The organism is Streptomyces sp. B1I3 (genome assembly GCF_030816615.1).
Lineage (GTDB): Bacteria > Actinomycetota > Actinomycetes > Streptomycetales > Streptomycetaceae > Streptomyces.
This window is the reverse complement of the sequence record NZ_JAUSYD010000001.1, coordinates 5,776,490-5,797,846: the sequence shown is the minus strand read 5'-3', so window position 1 is coordinate 5,797,846 and position 21,357 is coordinate 5,776,490. Positions and strand designations below refer to the sequence as shown.

The following is a 21,357-nucleotide window of genomic DNA, read 5'->3' as shown; positions in this document are numbered from 1 at the left end:
ACCGTTCTAACCACGGGCGTACCCTGGTGTTCGCCGAAGAATCCAATGCAGCGAAAGCAAAGGGGTGCCGGAGTGTCCGGTGTCGCACCCGACGGGCGCAAGATGCTGCGCCTGGAGGTCCGAAACAGCCAGACCCCCATCGAGCGCAAGCCCGAGTGGATCAAGACCCGGGCGAAGATGGGCCCCGAGTACACGAAGATGCAGAAGCTCGTGAAGGGCGAGGGTCTGCACACCGTGTGCCAGGAGGCCGGCTGCCCGAACATCTACGAGTGCTGGGAAGACCGCGAGGCGACGTTCCTCATCGGCGGCGACCAGTGCACCCGGCGCTGCGACTTCTGCCAGATCGACACGGGGAAGCCGCAGGCGCTGGACCGTGACGAGCCGCGCCGCGTGGGTGAGTCCGTCGTGACGATGGACCTGAACTACGCCACGATCACCGGCGTCGCGCGCGACGACCTGGAGGACGGCGGCGCCTGGCTGTACGCGGAGACCGTGCGCCAGATCCACGCCCAGACCGCGGAGCGGGAGGGCGGCGCCACGAAGGTCGAGCTGCTCATCCCCGACTTCAACGCGGAGCCCGCGCAGCTCGCCGAGGTGTTCTCCTCGCGCCCCCAGGTGCTCGCGCACAACGTGGAGACGGTCCCCCGGATCTTCAAGCGGATCCGTCCCGGCTTCCGGTACGAGCGCTCCCTGGACGTCATCACGCGGGCCCGCGAGGCCGGCCTGATCACGAAGTCCAACCTGATCCTCGGCATGGGCGAGACCCGTGAGGAGGTCAGCGAGGCGCTCCAGGACCTGTACGACGCGGGCTGCGAGCTCATCACGATCACCCAGTACCTGCGCCCCTCCCCGCGGCACCACCCGGTCGAACGCTGGGTGAAGCCGCACGAGTTCGTGGAGATGAAGGACGAGGCGGAGGCCATCGGCTACTCCGGTGTGATGTCCGGCCCGCTGGTGCGGTCCTCCTACCGCGCCGGCCGTCTCTTCCAGCAGGCGATGGAGCGACGGGGCGAGGCCTCCTCCGCCCTCGCCGGCTCGGCCACCGGAGCCACCACGGCCGCCCCGGCCGTGTGAATCCGCGCACAAGGCACTACTGGGCGGTAATCGCCCATTCGGCGCGGTCCGTACGCTCCCCGCAGGTCGGGGCCCCGTATGGGCCGCGTCGGCGTGCGCGGCGCCGAAATCTGGGCTTCATTGGTGTTTGACCGACCGGTCATGCACTGGTAACACCGAGCAGTGACCCTAGGTACACAGACGGCAGCGGCCTTGCCGGCCGCTGCGGGTCACCGCTTCCCGCTACCCAGTGCGCACCTCGGTGCGCGCATCCGCTCCGAGGGGGAACACCCACGATGCAGGCAGCACCGGTTCGCGCCCACGCGATCCCGTCCGTCACCACCGCACTGCGCGCCGTCGAGTCACTGCTGCTGAGCAGCGGCCAGCGCACCGCCCGCCGGAACGCCTGGACGGCGGTCCTGGAGGACCGCCGCCGGGCCAAGGACCGCGTCGAGGCCGAGCACGTACTGGGCGCCGTGTCGGCCCGCCGTTCCTAGGTCACTCCGGGGCCACGTAAACTTCTGTACATGGCGAGGAAGGCACAAACTGAAGGCGCGGACAGCGCCGAGAACGCGGGGCGGCTCAAGCAGATCGCCCTGACCTACAAGATGACCAGGCGGACCGACCCCAAGATCGGTCTTGTCGTCGCGGGTGTGGGAATCGTCACCTTCGGCGTCCTCCTCGCGATCGGCTTCCTGATCGGGCACCCGGTCTACGCGGGCATCCTGGGCTTCGTCCTGGCTTTCCTCGCAATGGCGATCATCTTCGGACGGCGTGCCGAGCGCGCGGCCTTCGGGCAGATGGAGGGGCAGCCGGGCGCCGCCGCGGCCGTGCTGGACCGGGTGGGCCGGGGCTGGACCACGACACCCGCGGTCGCGATGAACCGCAGCCAGGACGTCGTCCACCGGGCCGTCGGCAAGGCGGGCATCGTGCTGGTGGCCGAGGGCAACCCGAACCGGGTGAAGAGCCTGCTGGCCGCGGAGAAGAGGCGCATGGCCCGGATCGTGGTGGACGTGCCGGTGCACGACATCATCGTCGGTGACGGAGAGGGCCAGGTGCCGCTGAAGAAGGTGCGCACCACGATGCTGAAGCTTCCCCGGGTCCTGACCGGCCCGCAGGTCACGGCGGCCAACGACCGGCTGCGGGCGATGGGCGACCTGATGAGCAACATGCCGCTGCCGAAGGGCCCGATGCCGAAGGGCATGCGGATGCCGCGCGGCGGAAAGATGCGCTGAGGCAGCAGGACACGCGTGAGGGCGGCCCCGGACTCGTTGTCCGGGGCCGCCCTCACGCGTGTCCGCTGTTCCCGCGGGCGCCCCGGAACCGTCCGCGCAGCCCATGGCCCGGAGACAACCAGGGACCGGACGTGCCCCCACGGCTCCGGAGACGTCCACGGATCGGACGTGCCCCCACGGCCCCGGCACGTCCACGGATCGAACGGTCCACGGATCGGACGCGTCCGCTTACGTCAGATGCGCACCTGGACGGCGCGGGCCAGCCGGTCGTGGAGGCCGCGGCTGTCGCGGTCCCAGACCAGGGCCGGGATCACCAGGAGCAGCAGCACGGTCCGCAGGGCGACCCGCACGGCACCGAGCCGGCCGCCGTCCTCGGCGACGACCCGCAGGCCCATGATCCGCTTGCCCGGGGTGGAACCGATGGTTCCGACCGTGAGCAGGCTCAGTACGAGGAAGACGCCGAGCGCCCAGTTCCCGGCCGACTGCTGGTCACCGCGAGCGATCAGTCCGTATGCGATCAGCATGCAGGCGGCCCAGTCGATGAAGAGGGCCCCGAAGCGCCGGCCGAGCGGGGCCACGGACCCCGGGCCCTCCTGGGGCAGACCGAGGCGCCGGCCCCGGTACCCGAAGTCGGCGCCCATGTCCTCGGCCGCCGCGCGCGGGCCCGAGAGCCACGATCCGATTGCTTGCCTGTTGTCCACCCGTACACGGTACTGCGCCCGTGTTTGCGCACGGACGGGCGGGGCACCGGACACGTCGCTGAGGCGCCGCTCGCCCCCCGCCTGGTTAACTTGGGCGAAACAAATGGGTCACGCCGGAGAAATCCGCCCTGCCTATGGTCGGGGCCAGCGTGTGCCACCGCACTGGCCGCACAACGAGCTGCAACCCCGCCCTTTCCCGGGTCGGGAGTAGGAGGAGTTGGATGTTCCAGAACGCCGACGAAGTTCAGAAGTACATCGCCGACAACGACGTCAAGTTCATCGACGTCCGGTTCTGCGACCTGCCGGGTGTGATGCAGCACTTCACGATCCCCGCAGCGACCTTCGACCCGGCCGAGGAACTGGCTTTCGACGGCTCGTCGATCCGCGGCTTCCAGGCCATTCACGAGTCCGACATGGCGCTCCGTGCCGACCTGTCGACGGCCCGTGTGGACCCCTTCCGCCGCGACAAGACGGTCAACGTCAACTTCTTCATCCACGACCCGATCACCGGCGAGCAGTACAGCCGTGACCCGCGGAACGTGGCCAAGAAGGCCGAGGCCTACCTCGCCTCGACGGGTGTCGCCGACACCGCCTACTTCGGCCCCGAGGCCGAGTTCTACGTCTTCGACAACGTCCGCTTCCAGACGTCGGCGAACGAGAGCTTCTACCACATCGACTCCGAGGCCGGCGCCTGGAACACCGGTGCGGTCGAGAACAACCGGGGCTACAAGGTCCGCTACAAGGGCGGCTACTTCCCGACCCCGCCGGTCGACCACTTCGCCGACCTGCGCGCCGAGATCTCCATGGAGCTGGACAAGAACGGCCTCCAGGTCGAGCGCCAGCACCACGAGGTCGGCACCGCCGGCCAGGCCGAGATCAACTACAAGTTCAACACGCTGCTCGCCGCGGCCGACGACCTGATGCTCTTCAAGTACATCGTGAAGAACGTCGCCTGGCGCAACGGCAAGACCGCGACCTTCATGCCGAAGCCGATCTTCGGCGACAACGGCTCGGGCATGCACGTCCACCAGTCGCTGTGGCAGGGCGGCACGCCGCTCTTCTACGACGAGCAGGGTTACGCCGGCCTGTCGGACATGGCCCGCTACTACATCGGCGGCATCCTGAAGCACGCCCCGTCGCTGCTGGCCTTCACCAACCCGACGGTGAACTCCTACCACCGCCTGGTCCCGGGCTTCGAGGCGCCGGTCAACATGGTGTACTCGCAGCGCAACCGCTCCGCCGCGATGCGCATCCCGATCACGGGATCCAACCCGAAGGCGAAGCGCGTCGAGTTCCGCGCCCCGGACCCGTCGTCCAACCCGTACCTGGCGTTCTCGGCCCTGCTGATGGCCGGCCTGGACGGTGTGAAGAACAAGATCGAGCCGCCGGAGCCGATCGACAAGGACCTCTACGAGCTGGCCCCCGAGGAGCACGCGGGCGTCCAGCAGGTCCCGACCTCCCTCCCGGCCGTCCTCGAGGCCCTGGAGCAGGACCACGAGTACCTCCAGGCCGGCGGCGTCTTCACGCCCGACCTCATCGAGACGTGGATCGACTACAAGCGCACGAACGAGATCGCCCCGATCCAGCTGCGCCCGCACCCGCACGAGTTCGAGCTGTACTTCGACCTCTAGGTCGTCCGGGAGCTCGAGCTCCCCAGCAGCAGCCGAGAGGGCCGCTGTCCCGCACGGGACGGCGGCCCTCCGCGTTCTCCTCCCCCGTCGCCCTGGTCGCCGCCGGCGAGCGTGACGCCCTGGTGGCGGGTGCCGTGGTCCTCGCTGTTCCTCCTCGTGGGCCTCGTCCCCCGGGTGCCCTCGGCGGTGCGGTGGTGGCGGCGCCGGGAGCGTGCGGGGGACGGGCCGCCTGTGCCCCCGGGCGGTCGTGGGGGCACAGGCGGCGTGGGTCAGCGGCCGTAGCGGATCAGGGCCCTGACCATGCGGCAGGTGGTGTCGGACGGCGGGTGGATGGCGAGGCGCTCGGCTGTCGCGCGGATCCTGGTGTTGTCGGCGGTCGACGGCTGGTAGACGCCCGTGTCGAGCAGGGCGATCGCCAGGCGCATGGCCTTGAGGCGGCGGTTGTGGGAGACGTACCACTCGCGCGGCCGCCCCGCGGGGAGCGGCTTCTTCGGCAGGGACGTGTTGAGCGGCTCGGTCGTGACTGTGGCAACGGCCATCGGCAACCTCCTGGCACGGTGGTGGAACCCTCACGAACTGCTTCCATTTTACTGCCCACCACTGACAATCGCCCCTGGCCAGAGGCCATTTCGCGGACCCCTCCCGTACCCTGGGCCCCATGGAGATCTGGATCAATCCCGCCTGCTCGAAGTGCCGCAGCGCTGTGGATCTGCTCGACGCCGAGGGCGCCGAGTACACCGTCCGCCGCTACCTGGAGGACGTGCCGTCCGCCGACGAGATCCGCGCCGTCCTGGACCGGCTGGGGCTCGAGCCGTGGGACATCACGCGGACCCAGGAGGCGGACGCGAAGGAGCTGGGGGTCAAGGAGTGGCCGAAGGACGCCGATGCGCGGGAGCGGTGGATCACCGCGCTGACCGAGCATCCGAAGCTGATCCAGCGCCCCATCATCACCGCGCAGGACGGGAGCGCCGTGGTGGCCCGGACGGACGAGGCGGTACGGGACGCACTGGCGCGGTGAGGAAGTCCTCGACGGCCCGCGCGAGTTCCCCGGCCTCCGGGGGGTGCAGCGGCAGCGAGTGATGCGTGGCGTCCGGGATCGTCGCCGTCTCGGCGTGCGGGAGCAGCCGGACCGCCGTCGCGGCGACGCGGTCGGCGTCCTGCGCCCGTCCGCGCCCCGCCGTCAGGACGAGCGTCGGCACGTCGAGCGCCCGCAGGGCTTCGGGCGAGGGACGCGGGCCGGTGACCGGGCGGGCGGCGGGGAAGTGGACGGCGGCGTCCCGCAGACGTACCCAGGCGGGGTCGAGTTCCGCACCGCCCGTCTCCCAGGCCAGGAAGGAGCGGGTCCGTCCCTCCGTCGGACGGATCAGCATCGGCAGCGCGCGCAGCAGGTAACCGGGGCGGAAGCCGGCGAAGCACAGGGTCGGGTCCACGAGGACCAGCCGTCCGACGCGACGCGGGGCGTGCAGGGCGTACCGGAGGGCGATCCAGGCTCCGTACGAGTGGCCGCCGAGAGCGGTGCGCTCCACGCCCAGCGCGTCCAGCACAGCGTCGAGCCAGGCCGTGAGGTCGGCCGCCGTACGGACCGGGCGCTCCCCCGCGGTGCTGCGGCCCGGGTCGCCGACGAGGTCGACCGCGTGGACGCGGTGGGTACGGGCGAGGCGGGCGGCCTGGGCGAACCACACCGTGGAGGTGGCTCCGCCGCCGGGCAGCAGGACCAGCGGCGGAGCGCCCTCGGGGCCGCAGCTGTTGAGGTGGGTGGTGCCGTAGGGGGTCGGGATGTCGGTCTGCGTGGTCGTGGCGGGCCAGTGGCTGGTCAGGACCTCGTCGTACGCCGCGTGGAACGCTCGCAGGGCTTCGGGGTTCAGGGTTCGCATGTGTGCCTCCCGGCCCCACGTTATCTCGCTGAGCGAGGTAACGTGAGCCCATGAGCACTGCGGCCGGTTCACCGGCGGACCGGAGCCCGGAGATGGCGACCGTCCATCTGCTGCGCCGGGTGACGATCGAATTCGGGCTGCGGCAGGCGGAGTTCGCGGCCCGGCACGGGATGCACCCCACGGACGTACGCGCCTTGATCTGCCTGCTCGACGCCGCGCGGGCGGGCACGCCGGCGACCGCCGGCCGGCTCGGGGCCCAGCTCGGCCTCAACAGCGCGGGCACGACGGCGCTCATCGACCGGCTGGAGCGCCTCGGTCATGTCACCCGCAGCCGTGACGACCGGGACCGCCGCCAGGTCCTGCTCACGGTGGACGCACGGGCCGTGGAGCTGGGGCAGGAGTTCTTCGGGCCCACCCTCGCCGGGATGGCCGAGCTGCTGCGGACCTTCGACGACCGGGAGGCGGCGGCGGTACGGCGGTTCCTGCAAGGGGCGTACACCGCGCTCGCCGGGGAGGCGAAGGAATGAGACCGCACCAGGAGGCGTCCCCCACGGCCCTCGTGGCGGACTTCGTGATCAGCGGCACCGTGGACGGCGCCGACGCCTCCTCGCACCCGGACGAGGTCACCCGCCTCCTCGGGGACGACCACGCGGAGAGCGGCGACGCGCGGCAGCTGCTGCGCAGTTACGCCCTCGCCGAGTTCGCCTGGCAGCGCGCTTCGCCCACGGAACAGTGGCGTGGGCTCTACGTCATGGTGCAGGCCCACCGCTTCGGCGTGCCGCTGCGCATCGACGTCCTGGCGGCGGCTCTGGACGCACGGGGCTTCCCTCTCGTCGAGGTGGACCCCGACGGGCTGGGCTGCCGGCGTTTCGTGCGCGTGGACAGCCGTGTCGGCCTGCTGGTGGACGAGGAGGACGGGGCGGTGCTCAAGGCCACGGCCCCGTCCTGGTTCCTGCCGGGGCCCCGGAGTGAGCGGGCCACCTGGTCGCGGGAGGCGGCCAGAAGCCGGACGGAACATCTGGCCGGACTCGACCGGGACGCCCGGGAGCGGTGGGTGGTGCGCCGCCGGCCCGAGGAGCCGGCCGAGCGGGCCCGCTGGTGGTGGTCCCTGTGGTCGGCGTGCTGTACCGGGATCACCGGGCGCGTGGGCGCCGAGCGTGCCGTCTGGGCGGAGCTCGGTCGCTGGTTGCTGGAGGGGTGCGAGGCCGCCGGGGCCCTCGACCGTACGGACATGCTGCTCCAGCTGGCCTCGCACGCGCTGCTGCCACCGGACGAGACGGTACGGATGTGCCTGGACGGCATCGGCGCGTCCCGGGCAGAGGTGGCGACCCGGGACACCACGGCCTACTCCCTGGAGAACCTCACGGCGGTGAACCTCTCGCGGCAGGCCAAGCGCCTCTCGCTCGCCACCCGCGACCTTCTGCCCCGCGTCCGGGACCCTCGGCTGCGGGAGGAGGCCGAGGCGTGGCTGGAGCTCCGGCCCCGGCTGATGTAGGCGGATCCCGGGAAGGACGCGCAGCGGGGGCGTGCCCCGCCGCCCGCGGCGCCCGCACCTCGGGCGGCAGCCGGGCTCCGGGCGGGCGCCGGAACGCCTCCGGCTCAGGCCGCCGTCACCGGCCCCAGCTGTGCCTCGGCCTGCGCGAGCACCTCGGTGAGCCGCAGCCCGAACCGTACGTCGCAGGGGTGGGCCACCCCCGTACGCGCCGCCTCGATCAGCCCGTCCACGGCCGCCCGGAACGCTCCGAGCGCGTCGCCACCGCCCTCGGGCAGGCCCACCGTCCCCCGCTCCCCCCGGAATTCGACCTCCGTCCCCACCGCGCCCACCGGTGCGTCCAGTGCGAGCGTCACCGTGCTGGAGGCGCCGGATGTGTGCCGGAGCAGCAGGTGTGCCGCGTCGGCGGGGCCGCGGGCGGCCACCACCTCCGTCACGTCGCCCAGGACCGGGATCAGCACGGAGAGCGCGTGCGGGCCCACGTCCCACAGGCCGCCCTTCTCGCGACGCCACGGCGAGGCGGCGAACTCGCTGCTCGTGCCGGGGGCGTACAGCGCTCCGAGCCACAGGGCCCGGGCCGTGAACCAGCCGTCCGCCGCGGCCTGTTCGGCGATCCACCCCGCCGTCCCGGCGGCGAACCGCAGCGTGCAGAAGACCACGGAGGCGACGCCCGCCCGCTCGGCGGCCTCGGCGACCTCGCGGGCCCCTGCCACCGTCGTGGCGACCGGCTTGTCCATCAGGAGGTGGCATCCGGCTGCCGCGGCGCGCGCGGCCAGGGGCGCCTGGATGTCCGGGGGCACGGCGAAGGCCACCGCGTCGCTCGCGGCCAGGAGCGCGTCGATGCCGGCGTCGTCCGTGTACGCCTCGGTGCCGTGGGCGGCGGCGAGCCCGGTCGCCGCTTCCGGCCGGCGTCCCCAGACACCGCTCAGTACGACGCCGGGGTGGGCGGCCAGCGCGGGGGCCTGGGTCATGCGCGCCCAGGGGCCCGCACCGACGAGCCCGATCCGCATCGGCGTACGGGGGGCCGGTCCGGGGGCGGGGGCAGCAGGTGTGGTCATGCGGCCAGTGTGCCCGGTCCCGCCCGCGGCATCTGCGCCGCCCGGTGGGGATGCCGCCCGCTGCGGGCCGCCCAGCGGGCGAACGTATCCGATGTGCCGCGGGGTGAGACGCCTCCGTGCGGCGGGGACCTGCTGTCCGGCCCCTCCGCGAAACGTCGGTAACACGGGGTTCACATCCGGGCAACGGACGGGAAATCGCGTCTTGCCAAGCTGCGCACCATAGACCGCAGCACCCGCAGAAGGATGGCTTCCGTGACGTTCAAGGCTGAGTACATCTGGATCGACGGCACCGAGCCGACCGCCAAGCTCCGTTCCAAGACGAAGATCATGGCCGGGAGTCCCACGCAGGGCGTGGCGGAGCTGCCCATCTGGGGCTTCGACGGCTCGAGCACCAACCAGGCCGAGGGGCACGCCTCCGACCGGGTCCTGAAGCCGGTCTTCTCCTGTCCGGACCCGATCCGCGGCGGCGACGACATCCTCGTCCTGTGCGAGGTCTTCAACATCGACATGACTCCGCACGAGTCCAACACCCGTGCCGAGCTGCGCCCCGTCGCCGAGCGCTTCGAGGGCCAGGAAGCGATCTTCGGCATCGAGCAGGAGTACACCTTCTTCGACGGCCACCGTCCGCTCGGTTTCCCCGAAGGCGGCTTCCCCGCCGCGCAGGGCGGCTACTACTGCGGTGTGGGCTCCGACGAGATCTTCGGCCGTGACATCGTCGAGAAGCACCTGGACAACTGCCTGAAGGCGGGCCTGGGCATCTCCGGCATCAACGCCGAGGTCATGCCCGGCCAGTGGGAGTTCCAGGTCGGCCCGCTGTCCCCGCTGGAGGTCTCCGACCAGCTGTGGATCGCCCGTTGGCTGCTGTACCGCACCGCCGAGGACTTCGACGTCTCCGCGACGCTGGACCCGAAGCCCGTCAAGGGCGACTGGAACGGCGCGGGCGCGCACACCAACTTCTCCACGAAGGCGATGCGCGAGGGTTACGACGCGATCATCACCGCGTGCGAGTCGCTCGGTGAGGGCTCCAAGCCGATGGACCACGTCAAGCACTACGGCGCCGGCATCGACGACCGTCTGACCGGGCTTCACGAGACCGCCCCGTGGAACGAGTACAGCTACGGCGTCTCGGACCGCGGCGCATCGGTCCGTATCCCGTGGCAGGTCGAGCAGGACCGCAAGGGCTACATCGAGGACCGCCGCCCGAACGCCAACGTCGACCCGTACGTGGTCACGCGGCTGATCGTCGACACCTGCTGCACCGCGCTGGAGAAGGCCGGCCAGGTCTGATCCCGCCGCCACCGGCACGGCGAGGGGCGTCCACCGACACGGTGGGCGCCCCTCGCCGTGCCGGTGGCGGTGACCGCTCGTCCCCCGTCCTCCGCCTGGTCAGGCGGGTAACGGCCAGGGTCCGTATCGACGGGTGAGAGGGCACTGCTGTGCGGCGCGATCTCTGGTTCAATGGGGGCATGGCCAGCTTCCAGCACACCGCATCGGGTCGCAGCGACCTCGAGCCGTTCTGGCCCTCCCGTCAGCACCACGACTTCGACCGGGTGTGTTGCCGCGCGTGGAACGCGCAGGCCCTCTAAAGCCGCTCACCCCGGTCTTCGGCCCGCGCGCACGACGTACGTCCTCGACGACTCCTCGCGCGAAAGAGCTGACTCCCATGGCCAACAGCCGTACCCTTCCCGCCGCGTCCGCCGCCACCGCTTCCCGTAACGCCCTCTCCCCCAACCGCCACCGACTGCGGGCCGTCGACCGTGACGAGGTCGTGGAGCTCGCCGATCCGGCCGGTTTCCTGCCGCCGGGGGCGACGTGGCTGCCCGCACCGCAGCACACACTGCCCGCGCTGCCGGGCCGGCCGCCGATGGTCGGCTACCTGGTGCTCGTCCCCGCCGACCAGCAGCCGGCCCTCGCCGGGGCCGTCGCCGCCTCCCCGTACCGGCAGTCGGTGCCCGAGCAGGGCGCCGGTGCTCCGGCGGAGGGTCCCGTACGGATCGACTCCACCCGGCGCACCGCTGCCGTCGACGGCGTCACGCTCGACCTCACGTACCTCGAATTCGAGCTGCTGGCCCACCTGGTGGCACATCCCCACCGGGTCCACACCCGCGACCAGCTGGTGACGACGGTCTGGGGCTACGGGCACGTGGGCGACGGGCGCACCGTCGATGTCCATGTCGCCCGGCTGCGCCGCAAGCTGGGCGCGGAGCACCGCCGGTCGATCCAGACCGTGCGGCGCGTGGGGTACAAGTACACGCCCTGACGCGCGTACGGGCAGGAGGCTCCGGCCTCGGGACCTCCTGCCGCCTCGTGGGGCGCGGACGTTCAGCCGCGCGTTTCCGCCGGCACCGCTTCCGTACCGGGCCCGGCCGGCTCCGCGGGCTCTCTGTGCTCCGGGGCAGGCAGCCGGGACAGTCCGCGCGGCACCCGCCAGTTCCGCTCGCCCAGGAGTGCCATGGCCGAGGGCAGCAGCACCATCCGGACGATCGTGGCGTCCAGCAGCACCGCGACCGCGAGGCCGACACCCATCTGCTGCATGTCCTGCATGGACAGGGTCCCGAAGACGGAGAAGACCGCCACCATGATCGCCGCGGCGCCCGTCACGGCTCCCGCGGTGCGCCGGATGCCCGTGTCGATGGCCGACCGGGTGTCCAGCCCGCTGTCATGGGCCTCGCGGATCCGGGAGACGACGAACACGTGGTAGTCCATGGACAGGCCGAACAGGACCACCAGCACGAACAGCGGCATCCAGGACTCGATGGCGCCGACGCCCTCCGAGCCGATGAGACCGGCGCCCCAGCCGTGCTGGAACACGGCGGTCATCACTCCGTACGCGGCGGCGACGGAGAGCAGGTTGAGCAGGACGGCGGTCACCGCGATCACGTAGGAGCGGAAGCAGAACAGCATGAGCAGGAAGGTCACGGCGGTGATGAAGGCGAAGACGGGCAGGATGCCGCGCTTCAGCTGGTCGTTGAAGTCGACGGACGAGGCCAGCTCACCGGTCACGTAGGCCTCGGCGCCCGTCCCGCCGAAGGCGTCGGGCAGCCGCCGGTCGCGCAGGTCGGCCAGATCTTTCTCACCGTCCGGCAGCGGGACCTCGATCTCGGCGACGTTCCGCTCCCGGTGGACGGTCACCCGGGCGAACGTACTCAGCGCCGTGCGGAGTTCCGGCGCGTCGATGTCGTCGGCCCTCACCACGACGAGGGCCGGGTCGGGGCCGCCGGGGAAGCTGCCGGAGATGCGGGTGTAGGCGACGGCCAGCCGTGAGTCGGAGCCGAACTGCTGCTCCAGGCCGAGCTGTTCGGTCTTCATACCGAGGGCCGGGGCGGCCAGCGCGAGCAGTACGACGACGGAGGCGACGGCGAAGAGCTTCGGCGCGCCCAGGACCGGCCGCAGCACCTTGCCCGCGATGCCGCCGCTCGGCCGCTTCCCGCGCCTGCCGCGCCGGTTCAGCAGCGGCACGCGTCCCGCGTCGATCCGGTCGCCGAGCCAGGACAGCAGGGCCGGCAGGACGGTCACGGAGCCGAGCACGGCGATGAGGACGACGATGATCGTGGCGAGCGCGAAGCCCTTGAACAGCAGCAGCCCGGACAGGAACATGCCGGCCATCGCGACCATGACGGTGAGCCCGGAGACGAGCACGGCGCGACCGCTGGTGGCTGCCGCGATGCGCAGCGCGGTCTCGGCGTCACGCCCCGCCGCGCGCTCGTCGCGTTCGCGCCGCAGGTAGAAGAGGCAGTAGTCGACGCCGACGGCGAAGCCCATCAGGAACATCACGGAGTACGTCGTCTGGTAGAGGTGCAACTGGTGGCTGGCGAGCGACAGCAGGCCGAATGCGGCCATGCAGGCGGTCAGCGCGAGCCCGACGGGCAGCAGCGCGGCCACGACGGCGCCGAAGGCCACCAGCAGGATGCCCAGCGCCAGGGGCACGGCGGTGTACTCGGCCTTCCTGAAGTCCTCGGAGAGCAGATCGCCGAGCCACTTACCGGCGCTGGCCTCGCCGAACTGGTGGATGTGGACGTCACCGCGGTGCGCGCCGACCTCGGACACCACGTCCAGCACGGGTTGCACCCGGTCCGCCGCGGTCGCCGCGTCGCCCTTCATCTCGAAGGTGAGCAGCGCGTCCCTGCCGTCCCTCGACACGACCGGATCCGCGAGGCCCTGGACCTCACCGGTCCCGCGCAGGGCCGTGGCGAGTTCGCCGGCCGCCGTCCGCCACTCACCGGCCCGGCGCGCGGACACCATGACCAGCTCCCCGGCGGGACGGCCGAGCCCGGCGTCCTCCAGGATGCGTTCGGCCCGGGCGGAGTCTCCGGCACCGTTCTCCGACTCGGACATCTCGACCATGCCTGACGCCCCACCCGCGCCCGCTGCGAGCACGACGAAGAGCAACCAGCCGAGAACGGCCGTCTTACGGTGGTGTGCGCTCCACACACCGATGCGTGCCGCGAGGTTGCGCCTCATACGGTGTCGCCTCCTGGGATGAGCGTCGAACAGGACGCCTCCGAATCTAGGAACGGCGTGCCCGGCGCCCCAGCCGCCGGGCCCCCCACTCCGGGGAGCACAGGGCGAGGTCCCGGGGTGGTGCCAGGTACACCCCGCCCGGGTGGTGAAACGGCTGATGGTCGCGGGACTGCGCGGGTGACACTGATCGCCGGACGGGACCCGACGGTCCCGGCGAGGGGAGAGAACACGATGACCGCGACACGTGCGACACGGGCGACACGAAACCGGGTACGGGGCTCGCTGCAGGACGCCGGGCGGGCGTTCGTCCTGTCGTTCGCGAGCATCGCGGGATCGACGACCCTGTTCGTCCTGTCGGTGCTCTCGATCGTCTTCGTGCTGCTGGGCGTGGGGCTGGTCACCACCCCCTGGATCACGGAGGCGGTGCGCAGGCACGCCGATCGGCGCCGGTCGCTCGCGGCCACCTGGTCGGACGTCCGCATCCCGGTCGCCTACCGGCCGTTCCCCCGCGATCCGCGCACCGGATTCACCGGACAGGTGGAGCGCACCACGCTGATACTGAAGGACCCCGCGACGTGGCGGGACCTGCGGTGGCTGTTCGTGGACATGACGGCCGGTTACGTACTCCTGGTCCTGGCCTGCGCCCTGATGGTCTACCCGGTGGAAGGACTCGTACTGGCGGCCGGTCTGTGGCGGGTCTTCGAGGACGACGCGTACTGGTACGGCTTCGTGCCGGTCAGCGGCCAGGCGACCGCACTGGCGGCGGCCGGCCTCGGTGTCGTCCTCTTCCACGTCGGCCTGTGGACGACCCGGCCGCTGCTGCGACTGCACTTCGTGCTCGCCCGCGCGATGCTCGCGCCCACCCACGAGCAGGAACTGGCGCTGCGCATCGACCGGCTCACCGAGACCCGGTACGAGGCCGTGGACACCGCGGCGTCCGAACTGCGGCGCATCGAACGGGACCTGCACGACGGGGCGCAGGCCCGGCTGGTCGCCATGGGCATGCATCTGGGCACCATCGAGGCACTGATCGAGAAGGACCCGGCGCAGGCGAAGAAGCTGCTGGCGACGGCCCGCGAGTCCTCCGCCGAGGCCCTCACCGAACTGCGTGACCTCGTGCGGGGCATCCACCCGCCGGTCCTCGCCGAGCGTGGGCTCGGGGACGCGGTGCGCGCCCTGGCGCTGCGGCTGCCCCTCGCGACGGAGGTGACGGTGGAACTCACGGGCCGCGCCGAGGCACCCGTCGAGTCCGCCGCGTACTTCGCCGTCAGCGAGACCCTGACGAACGCGGTGAAGCACGCGGGCGCCGACCGCATCTGGGTGGACATGCACCACGCCGGGGGCATGCTGCGGATCTCCGTCACGGACAACGGCAAGGGCGGTGCGGCCATCGGATCAGGCTCGGGACTGAGCGGAATCGAACGCCGACTGGGTACATTCGACGGCGTACTGGCCGTCAGCAGTCCTGTGGGCGGTCCCACCATGGTGACCATGGAGATCCCTTGCGCGTTGTCCTAGCCGAAGATCTCTTCCTGCTCCGCGACGGCCTGGTGCGCATGCTCGAAGCCTACGACTTCGAGATCGCGGCAGCGGTGGAGACCGGGCCCGAACTCTCCAGGGCCCTGGCCGAGTTGGAGCCGGACGTCGCCGTCGTCGACGTCCGGCTCCCGCCGTCCCACACGGACGAGGGCCTGCAGTGCGCGCTGACCGCCCGGCGCGCGCGGCCCGGGCTCCCGGTGCTCGTCCTGTCCCAGCACGTGGAGCAGTTGTACGCGCGAGAGCTGCTGGCCGACGGCAACGGCGGCATCGGCTACCTGCTGAAGGACCGGGTGTTCGACGCGGACCAGTTCATCGACGCGGTGCGCCGGGTGGCGGCGGGCGGCACGGCGATGGATCCGCAGGTGATCTCGCAGCTGCTGTCCCGGAGGTCGCAGGACAAGCCGATGGCCGGTCTCACCCCCCGGGAGCGTGAGGTCATGGAGCTGATGGCGCAGGGCCGTTCGAACGGCGCGATCGCGTCGCAGATGGTCATCACGGAGCGTGCGGTGGCCAAGCACACCTCGAACATCTTCGGGAAGCTCGACCTGCCGCCGTCGGACGACGACAACCGCCGCGTGCTCGCGGTACTCGCCTACCTCGACCACGGCTGACCCGGCGGGCGGCTCCGCGGCCGCGTTCGTGTGAGACAGGACCCGTGGCCGTTTCAGGTGTTCGAACCGTTACGGCCGTGGAGAGTTGCACGAATTCCGCACGGTGCTGAACGGACCCGCCGCCGGGTCCGTATGGAACGTCACGCTTCTGACTCGAAGCAGAGGAGTTCCATGGGACGCACATCGCGCAAGAAACGTTCGACACTGGCCAACCGGGCGATGGCCGCCTCGGCCGCACTGCTTCTGGGCGGGGGTGGGCTGGTCGCGGTCAATGTCTACGCAAGTGCGGGAGAAGGCGCGTCCGGCGCGCCTCCGGGACGGTCCTGGAACGCGGGTCGCCAGATGTCCACCATCGACTGCCCCGACGCGAATATCGCCCTTCCCGATGTGCCCGGCGGGGCCCGTCCGGAGGTCGATCGCGAACTGGCGGCCATGGATACGCAGATCACCGACGCCTACCGGCAGTTCGCGGACCGGAAGGAACAGATCGCCCGGGATCCGGACCTGGCGGAGAACGCGGTGCTCGGGCCGTTGAGGAGCAAGCGCGCCGCCAGCCTCGACCGGATCGGCATCGCGATCGAGCGCACCGCGAGGGCCCGCCCGCAGAACCTGGACGGGCTGGCGCCGTGCAGTCTGCGCGCCGACGACCCGGGCGACGAGGGTGGCGACGGCGGCGAGGGCCAGGACGGCGGCCAGGGTACCGACCAAGGCGCCGATCAAGGACAGGACGGCGGCCAGGGTACCGACCAGGGCCAGGACGGCGGCCAGGGTACCGACCAGGGCGCCGGCCAAGGACAGGACGGCGAACAGGATCAGGGCGGCGACCAGGGGGGCAACGGCCCCGAGGCGTCCGATTTTGTCGACATCGAGTCCGTTCAGCCCAATGTCGACCGCCCGCGCAATCGCCGGGGTGCCTCTCGCGGCACGTTCACGACCGACTGCGGCCGTAATGAGAACGGGAAATTCAACCCGGACAACGTCATCGCCGCTCCCGGAGTGAGCAACGGCGCCCACCACATGCACGACTACGTCGGAAACCAGGCCACGGACGCCTTTTCCGGTGACGACGATCTGGCCGGCGGAGAGACGACCTGCCGGAATCAGGGTGACAGATCGACCTACTACTGGCCGGTGCTGCGCCTCCAGAACGGGGAGGACGAGAACGACGTGGGCGCCGATGGCGGCGGCAAGGACCAGAACACCGGGGAGATCCGGACTCCGTCCCAGGTCACGCTGAAATTCGTCGGCTCCCCGGCAGGAAAGGTCACGGCGATGCCGCGCTTCCTGCGGATCATCACCGGCGACGCCAAGGCCTTCACCAACGGGGACGCCAATGCCAACGCCTCGTGGAGCTGCACCGGGTTCGAGGACCGGCAGCTGAAGGACAAGTACCCGATCTGCCCCGAAGGCAGCCAGGTGGTGCGCTCCTTCGCCTTCCAGAGCTGCTGGGACGGCCGGAACACCGACAGCGCCAACCACCGCACCCATGTGGCGTTCGCCCAGGACGACGGGCGGTGCCCGAACGGATTCAAGGCCATCCCGCAGCTGGTGCAGCGCATCGTGTACGACGTGCCGCCGGGCCCCGGCTTCGCCGTCGACTCCTTCCCGGAGCAGCTGCACAAGCCCGTCACCGATCACGGTGACTTCATCAACGTGTTCGACGACCAGCTGATGAGGAAGGTGGTGAGCTGCGTCAACGGCGGACGCAAGTGCCGCTGACGCGGACCTGACGCCCCCGTTTCCCCCACACAGCGGCACCTCCCCCTGTTCCTGCGCGGTCAGCTCCCGTGGTGACCGGAGTGCCCGCCCTCGCTCCCCCCACCGCCACTGTTCCCCGAGTGGTGCGGCGAGGCGGTCTCCACCGTCCCCCCGAGCCGGCCGCGCAGCGCCGCGACCACCTTCGCGTCGCCGACCGCGACCCACTTCCGGCCGACGAGGTAGGAGCCGCCGTAGTCGTTGGCCTCGTTGATCCACTCCCGCTGGCCGCGGTCGGTGGCGAACGTGGCCAGCACATAACGCCCCTCGCCGGTGGCGCAGTCGGCCTGGCGGATCTCCTCGGCGTCGGTCTGGAGGTCGGGCTCGCACCGTGCCTTCGCCGCCAGTTGCTCCAGGGTGCCGCTCGCGGCCGGCGGTACGGCGGGCTCGTCGTCGCCGTCCGCTCCGCCACCGCACGCGGCGAGCAGGACCAGCCCCGCCAGTACGGCTCCGGCGGCCCGCAGGCCCTGCCCTCGTCGCCACTCCGACTGCTTCACCATCGGGCCATCGTGCCCCGGTGGCCCCCTCCGGCGCGCCGAAACCACGGATTGCGGCGGGGTGTCAGCGCAGCGCGACGGCCGGGCTCACCACATACCGCCGTCGTCGGCCTGCCGGAGGCGGGGGCGACCCGGTGTGCGGTGAACGGCCGCACGGGACGGCTCGCACTCCAGGGCTTTCCACGGCTCCAAGGCCCCAAGGCACTCCAGGGAAACTCCGGGGCGCTCCACGGCACTCCGGGGTGACCATCGCACCATTCGCTCGTTCTGCTGAACGTGCCCCCACTGCGAGCAGTACCGTCCTCGGCCGGACACCCGTACGCGGAACAGGCCGGTGCGGAGCGGGCCGAGGCAGCCCTCACGGAGCACTACGCCCGGCTCGTCAGGATCGGATATCTCATCCTTCCGCCCACACTTGGCCGCAACCGTCGCGTCCTGACCGCCCATTGGCTCGTCCAGCGGTCATTGCCCAGGGCCCGCCCCACGAATCCGGAGGCGGCGCCTGCGCCGGCTTCGGAGATCCCTCGCGCCCCGGACGTCCCGGCGGACGCGGGGCGGGCGTACGCGTGTGTACGGCTGCGGGTGGTGCGTGCCGCGCTGGAGGCGGGTCTTCCGCTGCGCCGGTTCGCCCTGCCCCGCCGGGTGCAGTTGCCCCCCTTGCTGCCCCAGGTGTGGGGGCTGCGGCTGTTCCCGCACTCCTGCGGGGCGGACGAGCTGGCCCTGGAGCAGGCGCTGGCCGGGGTCTCCGGCCCCTGCCGGGCCGCCCATGTGCTGCGAGGGCTGGAGGGGCTCGATGACCCGGAGGTGTGCCGGGTCCTCGGTGTGGCGGGCGTGTCCGAGCCGGAGGCGGCGCTGCGGGAGGCCGACGCGCTCCCGGCCCGCCACGCGCTCCTGGCGTCACCGGAGTTCGACGCGTGTTCGCTGCAGGTCAGGCCGACCGATCCGGCCCGGCGCCGGCGGTTCGGGCGTGCCCTCGTCGCGGGGCTGGCCGCCCTGCTGGTGTGCGGGACGCTGCTGCTGATGCCGGACGACGGCCTGCGCGGCCCGCAGGCCGCGTCCCCGCTTCACTCCCGTCACAGGGCCGCCGAACAGGCCGTGGATCCCTCGGCGCTGCACCGGGTGGCCGCCGGCTTCTGGCGGAGCTCGGCCCGTACCGACTTCACCGCCTGGCCCACGCGTGGTCACCGCGCCGGGGACAGCAGGCTGCTGGGCCGCGCCCTCGCCGCGTGGGCGCGGCCCGGCCCGGGGGTGGCCTCCTCGGCGACGCCAGGGACACCGGCCGGACCGCCGATGGGCCCGCCGCAGCTGCTGTACGCGGGCGAGGTCGGCCCGGTTGTCGTGGTGCTGTTCCACGACGGGCTGCGCATCGTGCGCTACGCCGAGCCGCGCGACGCCGGTCCGGCCGGGGGTGTCGCCCTGGACTTCGCCCGGGTGGACGGCGCGGACGCGGTGGCCGCGAGCGCGCTCGTCGTGCAGCGACGCGGCGGCCGGATCCGTTACCTCACCGCTCCCTGGGTGCGCGAGGTGGCCGTACGGGACCTGCTCGTGCCGCGCGAGGCGGCGCGGCCACTGCACCGCGACCCGGACGGGGTGACCGACGCGCTGACCGGGCCCGGGGGTCCGGCCGGCTGCCACTCCTGGCAGGTCCTGGAGGTCCGGGACGCCACGGGGGTGCGGCTGCTGACGGACCTCGGCGAGCTCACGCCCGTGCGCCTCACCTCGGGTACGCCGTCCGCTCCGCACGATGTGGCGGGCCCGGCCGAGCGGGAGAGCTGGGCGCGCACCGCCTGTCTCCTGCCCGCGGTGCGCTCGAACGGGGTCCGGTCGGTGAACTCCTGGCCGTACGCGAGGCAGCGGCTCCCCGAGGGGGAGGGGGCCGCACTGTGGCTCTGCACCCGGGCGGAGACCTGGCGGGGCACGGGGAGCAGGGCGCTGGCCCAGTTCCAGCCGCCCGGGGGGCCGGGCGGCACCCGCGCCCCGGGGACGGTCGCGGCCCACGCCCAGGACTCGCCCGACTGCGGGGTACGCCGCCCCCGGGTGCTGGCGGGCGTGCTGTGGAGGTCGGCCGGCGGGCGGTGGTACGTACTCGCCGCGGGCTCCCGGCAGTTCGCCTCCCTCTCCGCGACGGGCGGGGTCCGGGGGCGGACGGAGGGGCGGCTGCTGGCGGTGCGCGCCCGGGCGGGCGACCGGGCCCGGCTGGACGGGCTGCTGGCGGACGGCAGCCGGGTACGGGCCCTGCGCTGACGGGCCGGGGCGCAGCCGGTCCCTCGCCTGGGACGGCGGCTCGGCGGGCAGCCGCCCCGTCCTCGCGAACCGGCCGGTGGGGCTGGGCCCGGGGGCCGGTGACCTGTCCCGTTAGGCTGTCGGCATGACGACCGGTGAGCGGCGCAGGATGGGCGTCGACGAGCGCAGGCAGCAGTTGCTCGGCGTCGCGCTGGAGCTGTTCAGCCACCGTTCGCCCGACGACGTGTCGATCGACGAGATCGCGGCGGCCGCCGGTATCTCGCGTCCGCTCGTCTACCACTACTTCCCGGGGAAGCAGAGCCTGTACGAGGCGGCGCTCGCGCGGGCCGCCGACGAGCTGGCCGGCCGCTTCCTGGAACCGCACGAAGGTCCTCTGGGGGGACGGCTGTTGCGGGTGATGGGCCGGTTCTTCGACTTCGTGGAGGAGCACGGCCCCGGCTTCGCCGCGCTGTTGCGGGGAGGTCCGGCAGGCGGCTCCTCCACGGCCAACGCCCTGATCGACGGGGTACGGCAGGCCGCGTACGAGCAGATCGTCGCGCATCTCGGGGTCGAGACACCCCCCGCGCGACTGGAGCTGGTCGTGCGGTCCTGGGTGTCACTGGCGGAGTCGACGGCCCAGCTCTGGCTGGACGGGAAGCGGATCGCGCGCGCCGAGCTGGAGTTGCAGCTGGTCCACGACTTCGCGGCGCTGGCCGCCGTCAGCGCCGCGTACGACCAGGAGATGGCGGGGATCATGCTGCGGGTCTTCGCCCAGGAACCCCCGGACGGCCCCTTCGGCGAGCTGCTGGCGCGGCTCTCCGTGCTGGCGCCCGCCGCCCCGGCCCAGCGGCTTCCTCAGTCCTTCCGGTAGGACGCGTCCAGGTCCCTGACCTCGGCCGAGGCGTGGACGGTGAGACCGTCCACGGGCTTCAGGTGCCCGGCCAGCAGTTCCAGGACGGCTTGTGTCAGACGTGCCTTGGTCTCGGGGGCCCGGCCGGGCAGCATCGCGATCGAGACGTTCACGACACAGTCGCCCGCCGGGGCGTCACCGACGACGGACTCCTCGGCCCGGTGGAACCGGGTCTTGCAGGCGGGGACCTCGGTCGACACCGTCTCGGCGACGAGCGGGTGCAGGGCGAGGGCGAAGCCGCGGCGGTCGAAGCTGTCGTCGAGCTCGGCGGAGTAGTCGACGGTGATCTGCGGCATCAAACGCTCCTGGTGCGGGGA

The 21,357-nt window shown here is 72.1% G+C and carries 21 protein-coding genes; 14 read left to right on the top strand and 7 right to left on the bottom strand.

From position 1 onward, the window contains the following. Window positions 1–72 precede the first annotated feature (72 nt). The 3 genes from lipA to QFZ58_RS26340 all read left to right on the top strand — a co-directional run bounded on the left by lipA (window position 73) and on the right by QFZ58_RS26340 (window position 2,288). A complete protein-coding gene (gene lipA / locus QFZ58_RS26350) occupies window positions 73–1,074 on the top strand; it encodes a lipoyl synthase (protein WP_307127380.1) in 1,002 nt (333 codons plus the stop codon). 275 nt (window positions 1,075–1,349) lie between these two features. Beyond that, entirely contained in the window at window positions 1,350–1,550 is a 201-nt protein-coding gene (locus QFZ58_RS26345; protein ID WP_307127379.1) for a hypothetical protein, read from the top strand. A 30-nt stretch (window positions 1,551–1,580) separates the two neighbouring features. Beyond that, window positions 1,581–2,288, top strand: a complete 708-nt coding sequence (locus tag QFZ58_RS26340) for a DUF4191 domain-containing protein (protein WP_307127378.1) — start codon at window positions 1,581–1,583, stop codon at window positions 2,286–2,288. Window positions 2,289–2,521: 233 nt separating this feature from the next. Here QFZ58_RS26340 and QFZ58_RS26335 read toward each other — a convergent pair whose 3' ends face one another. Next, the gene (locus tag QFZ58_RS26335; protein WP_307127377.1) at window positions 2,522–2,989 is read right to left on the bottom strand and encodes an RDD family protein; all 468 of its coding nucleotides are present in this window, start codon (window positions 2,987–2,989) and stop codon (window positions 2,522–2,524) included. A 221-nt stretch (window positions 2,990–3,210) separates the two neighbouring features. Here QFZ58_RS26335 and glnA point away from each other — a divergent pair, with 221 nt between their 5' ends. Then, window positions 3,211–4,620, top strand: coding sequence for a type I glutamate--ammonia ligase (glnA, locus tag QFZ58_RS26330; RefSeq protein ID WP_307127376.1), 1,410 nt, complete (start codon window positions 3,211–3,213; stop codon window positions 4,618–4,620). A gap of 269 nt (window positions 4,621–4,889) precedes the next feature. Here the strand turns inward: glnA and QFZ58_RS26325 are convergent, their stop codons facing one another. Next, a complete protein-coding gene (locus QFZ58_RS26325; protein WP_307127375.1) occupies window positions 4,890–5,159 on the bottom strand; it encodes a hypothetical protein in 270 nt (89 codons plus the stop codon). A gap of 119 nt (window positions 5,160–5,278) precedes the next feature. On the opposite strand from QFZ58_RS26325, the gene QFZ58_RS26320 reads away from it, so the two are divergent. Then, the gene (locus QFZ58_RS26320; RefSeq protein ID WP_307127374.1) at window positions 5,279–5,638 is read left to right on the top strand and encodes an arsenate reductase family protein; all 360 of its coding nucleotides are present in this window, start codon (window positions 5,279–5,281) and stop codon (window positions 5,636–5,638) included. Here QFZ58_RS26320 and QFZ58_RS26315 read toward each other — a convergent pair. Then, window positions 5,568–6,494: an alpha/beta fold hydrolase gene (locus QFZ58_RS26315; RefSeq protein WP_307127373.1), complete on the bottom strand. Its 927-nt coding sequence runs from the start codon at window positions 6,492–6,494 to the stop codon at window positions 5,568–5,570. The two genes, QFZ58_RS26320 and QFZ58_RS26315, sit on opposite strands and share 71 nt — an antisense overlap. Before the next feature lie 50 nt (window positions 6,495–6,544). Between QFZ58_RS26315 and QFZ58_RS26310 the strand changes: the two genes are divergently transcribed. Then, window positions 6,545–7,021, top strand: a complete 477-nt coding sequence (locus QFZ58_RS26310; RefSeq protein WP_307127372.1) for a MarR family winged helix-turn-helix transcriptional regulator — start codon at window positions 6,545–6,547, stop codon at window positions 7,019–7,021. Beyond that, window positions 7,018–7,989: a hypothetical protein gene (locus tag QFZ58_RS26305; protein WP_307127371.1), complete on the top strand. Its 972-nt coding sequence runs from the start codon at window positions 7,018–7,020 to the stop codon at window positions 7,987–7,989. The genes QFZ58_RS26310 and QFZ58_RS26305 overlap by 4 nt, the downstream gene beginning before the upstream one ends. 104 nt (window positions 7,990–8,093) lie before the next feature. Here QFZ58_RS26305 and QFZ58_RS26300 read toward each other — a convergent pair whose 3' ends face one another. Next, on the bottom strand, window positions 8,094–9,044 hold the full coding sequence (locus QFZ58_RS26300) for a Gfo/Idh/MocA family protein (protein WP_307127370.1): 951 nt from the start codon (window positions 9,042–9,044) through the stop codon (window positions 8,094–8,096). Between the two features lie 252 nt (window positions 9,045–9,296). Between QFZ58_RS26300 and glnII the strand changes: the two genes are divergently transcribed. After that, window positions 9,297–10,331, top strand: coding sequence for a glutamine synthetase (gene glnII / locus QFZ58_RS26295; protein ID WP_307127369.1), 1,035 nt, complete (start codon window positions 9,297–9,299; stop codon window positions 10,329–10,331). 376 nt (window positions 10,332–10,707) lie between these two features. Beyond that, entirely contained in the window at window positions 10,708–11,304 is a 597-nt protein-coding gene (locus QFZ58_RS26290; RefSeq protein ID WP_307127368.1) for a winged helix-turn-helix domain-containing protein, read from the top strand. Between the two features lie 62 nt (window positions 11,305–11,366). Here QFZ58_RS26290 and QFZ58_RS26285 read toward each other — a convergent pair whose 3' ends face one another. Then, on the bottom strand, window positions 11,367–13,505 hold the full coding sequence (locus tag QFZ58_RS26285) for an MMPL family transporter (RefSeq protein WP_307127367.1): 2,139 nt from the start codon (window positions 13,503–13,505) through the stop codon (window positions 11,367–11,369). A gap of 231 nt (window positions 13,506–13,736) precedes the next feature. On the opposite strand from QFZ58_RS26285, the gene QFZ58_RS26280 reads away from it, so the two are divergent. The 3 genes from QFZ58_RS26280 (at window position 13,737) to QFZ58_RS26270 (ending at window position 17,374) form a co-directional block, all read left to right on the top strand. Beyond that, window positions 13,737–15,023, top strand: a complete 1,287-nt coding sequence (locus tag QFZ58_RS26280; RefSeq protein WP_307127366.1) for a sensor domain-containing protein — start codon at window positions 13,737–13,739, stop codon at window positions 15,021–15,023. Continuing rightward, complete coding sequence (locus QFZ58_RS26275; RefSeq protein ID WP_307127365.1) at window positions 15,008–15,655, top strand: response regulator transcription factor; 648 nt, start codon at window positions 15,008–15,010, stop codon at window positions 15,653–15,655. The genes QFZ58_RS26280 and QFZ58_RS26275 overlap by 16 nt, the downstream gene beginning before the upstream one ends. Window positions 15,656–15,826: 171 nt before the next feature. After that, on the top strand, window positions 15,827–17,374 hold the full coding sequence (locus tag QFZ58_RS26270) for a DUF1996 domain-containing protein (RefSeq protein WP_307127364.1): 1,548 nt from the start codon (window positions 15,827–15,829) through the stop codon (window positions 17,372–17,374). 59 nt (window positions 17,375–17,433) lie between these two features. Here QFZ58_RS26270 and QFZ58_RS26265 read toward each other — a convergent pair whose 3' ends face one another. Then, entirely contained in the window at window positions 17,434–17,910 is a 477-nt protein-coding gene (locus QFZ58_RS26265) for a hypothetical protein (RefSeq protein ID WP_307127363.1), read from the bottom strand. A 273-nt stretch (window positions 17,911–18,183) separates the two neighbouring features. Here QFZ58_RS26265 and QFZ58_RS26260 point away from each other — a divergent pair, with 273 nt between their 5' ends. Beyond that, complete coding sequence (locus QFZ58_RS26260) at window positions 18,184–20,151, top strand: hypothetical protein (RefSeq protein ID WP_307127362.1); 1,968 nt, start codon at window positions 18,184–18,186, stop codon at window positions 20,149–20,151. A gap of 124 nt (window positions 20,152–20,275) precedes the next feature. Further along, window positions 20,276–21,001 (top strand): TetR/AcrR family transcriptional regulator, encoded by a 726-nt coding sequence (locus QFZ58_RS26255; RefSeq protein ID WP_307127361.1) that lies wholly within the window; start codon window positions 20,276–20,278, stop codon window positions 20,999–21,001. On the opposite strand, the gene QFZ58_RS26250 is transcribed toward QFZ58_RS26255, so the two are convergent. Then, window positions 20,986–21,336: a 5-carboxymethyl-2-hydroxymuconate Delta-isomerase gene (locus tag QFZ58_RS26250; protein WP_307127360.1), complete on the bottom strand. Its 351-nt coding sequence runs from the start codon at window positions 21,334–21,336 to the stop codon at window positions 20,986–20,988. The two genes, QFZ58_RS26255 and QFZ58_RS26250, sit on opposite strands and share 16 nt — an antisense overlap. Window positions 21,337–21,357 lie beyond the last annotated feature (21 nt).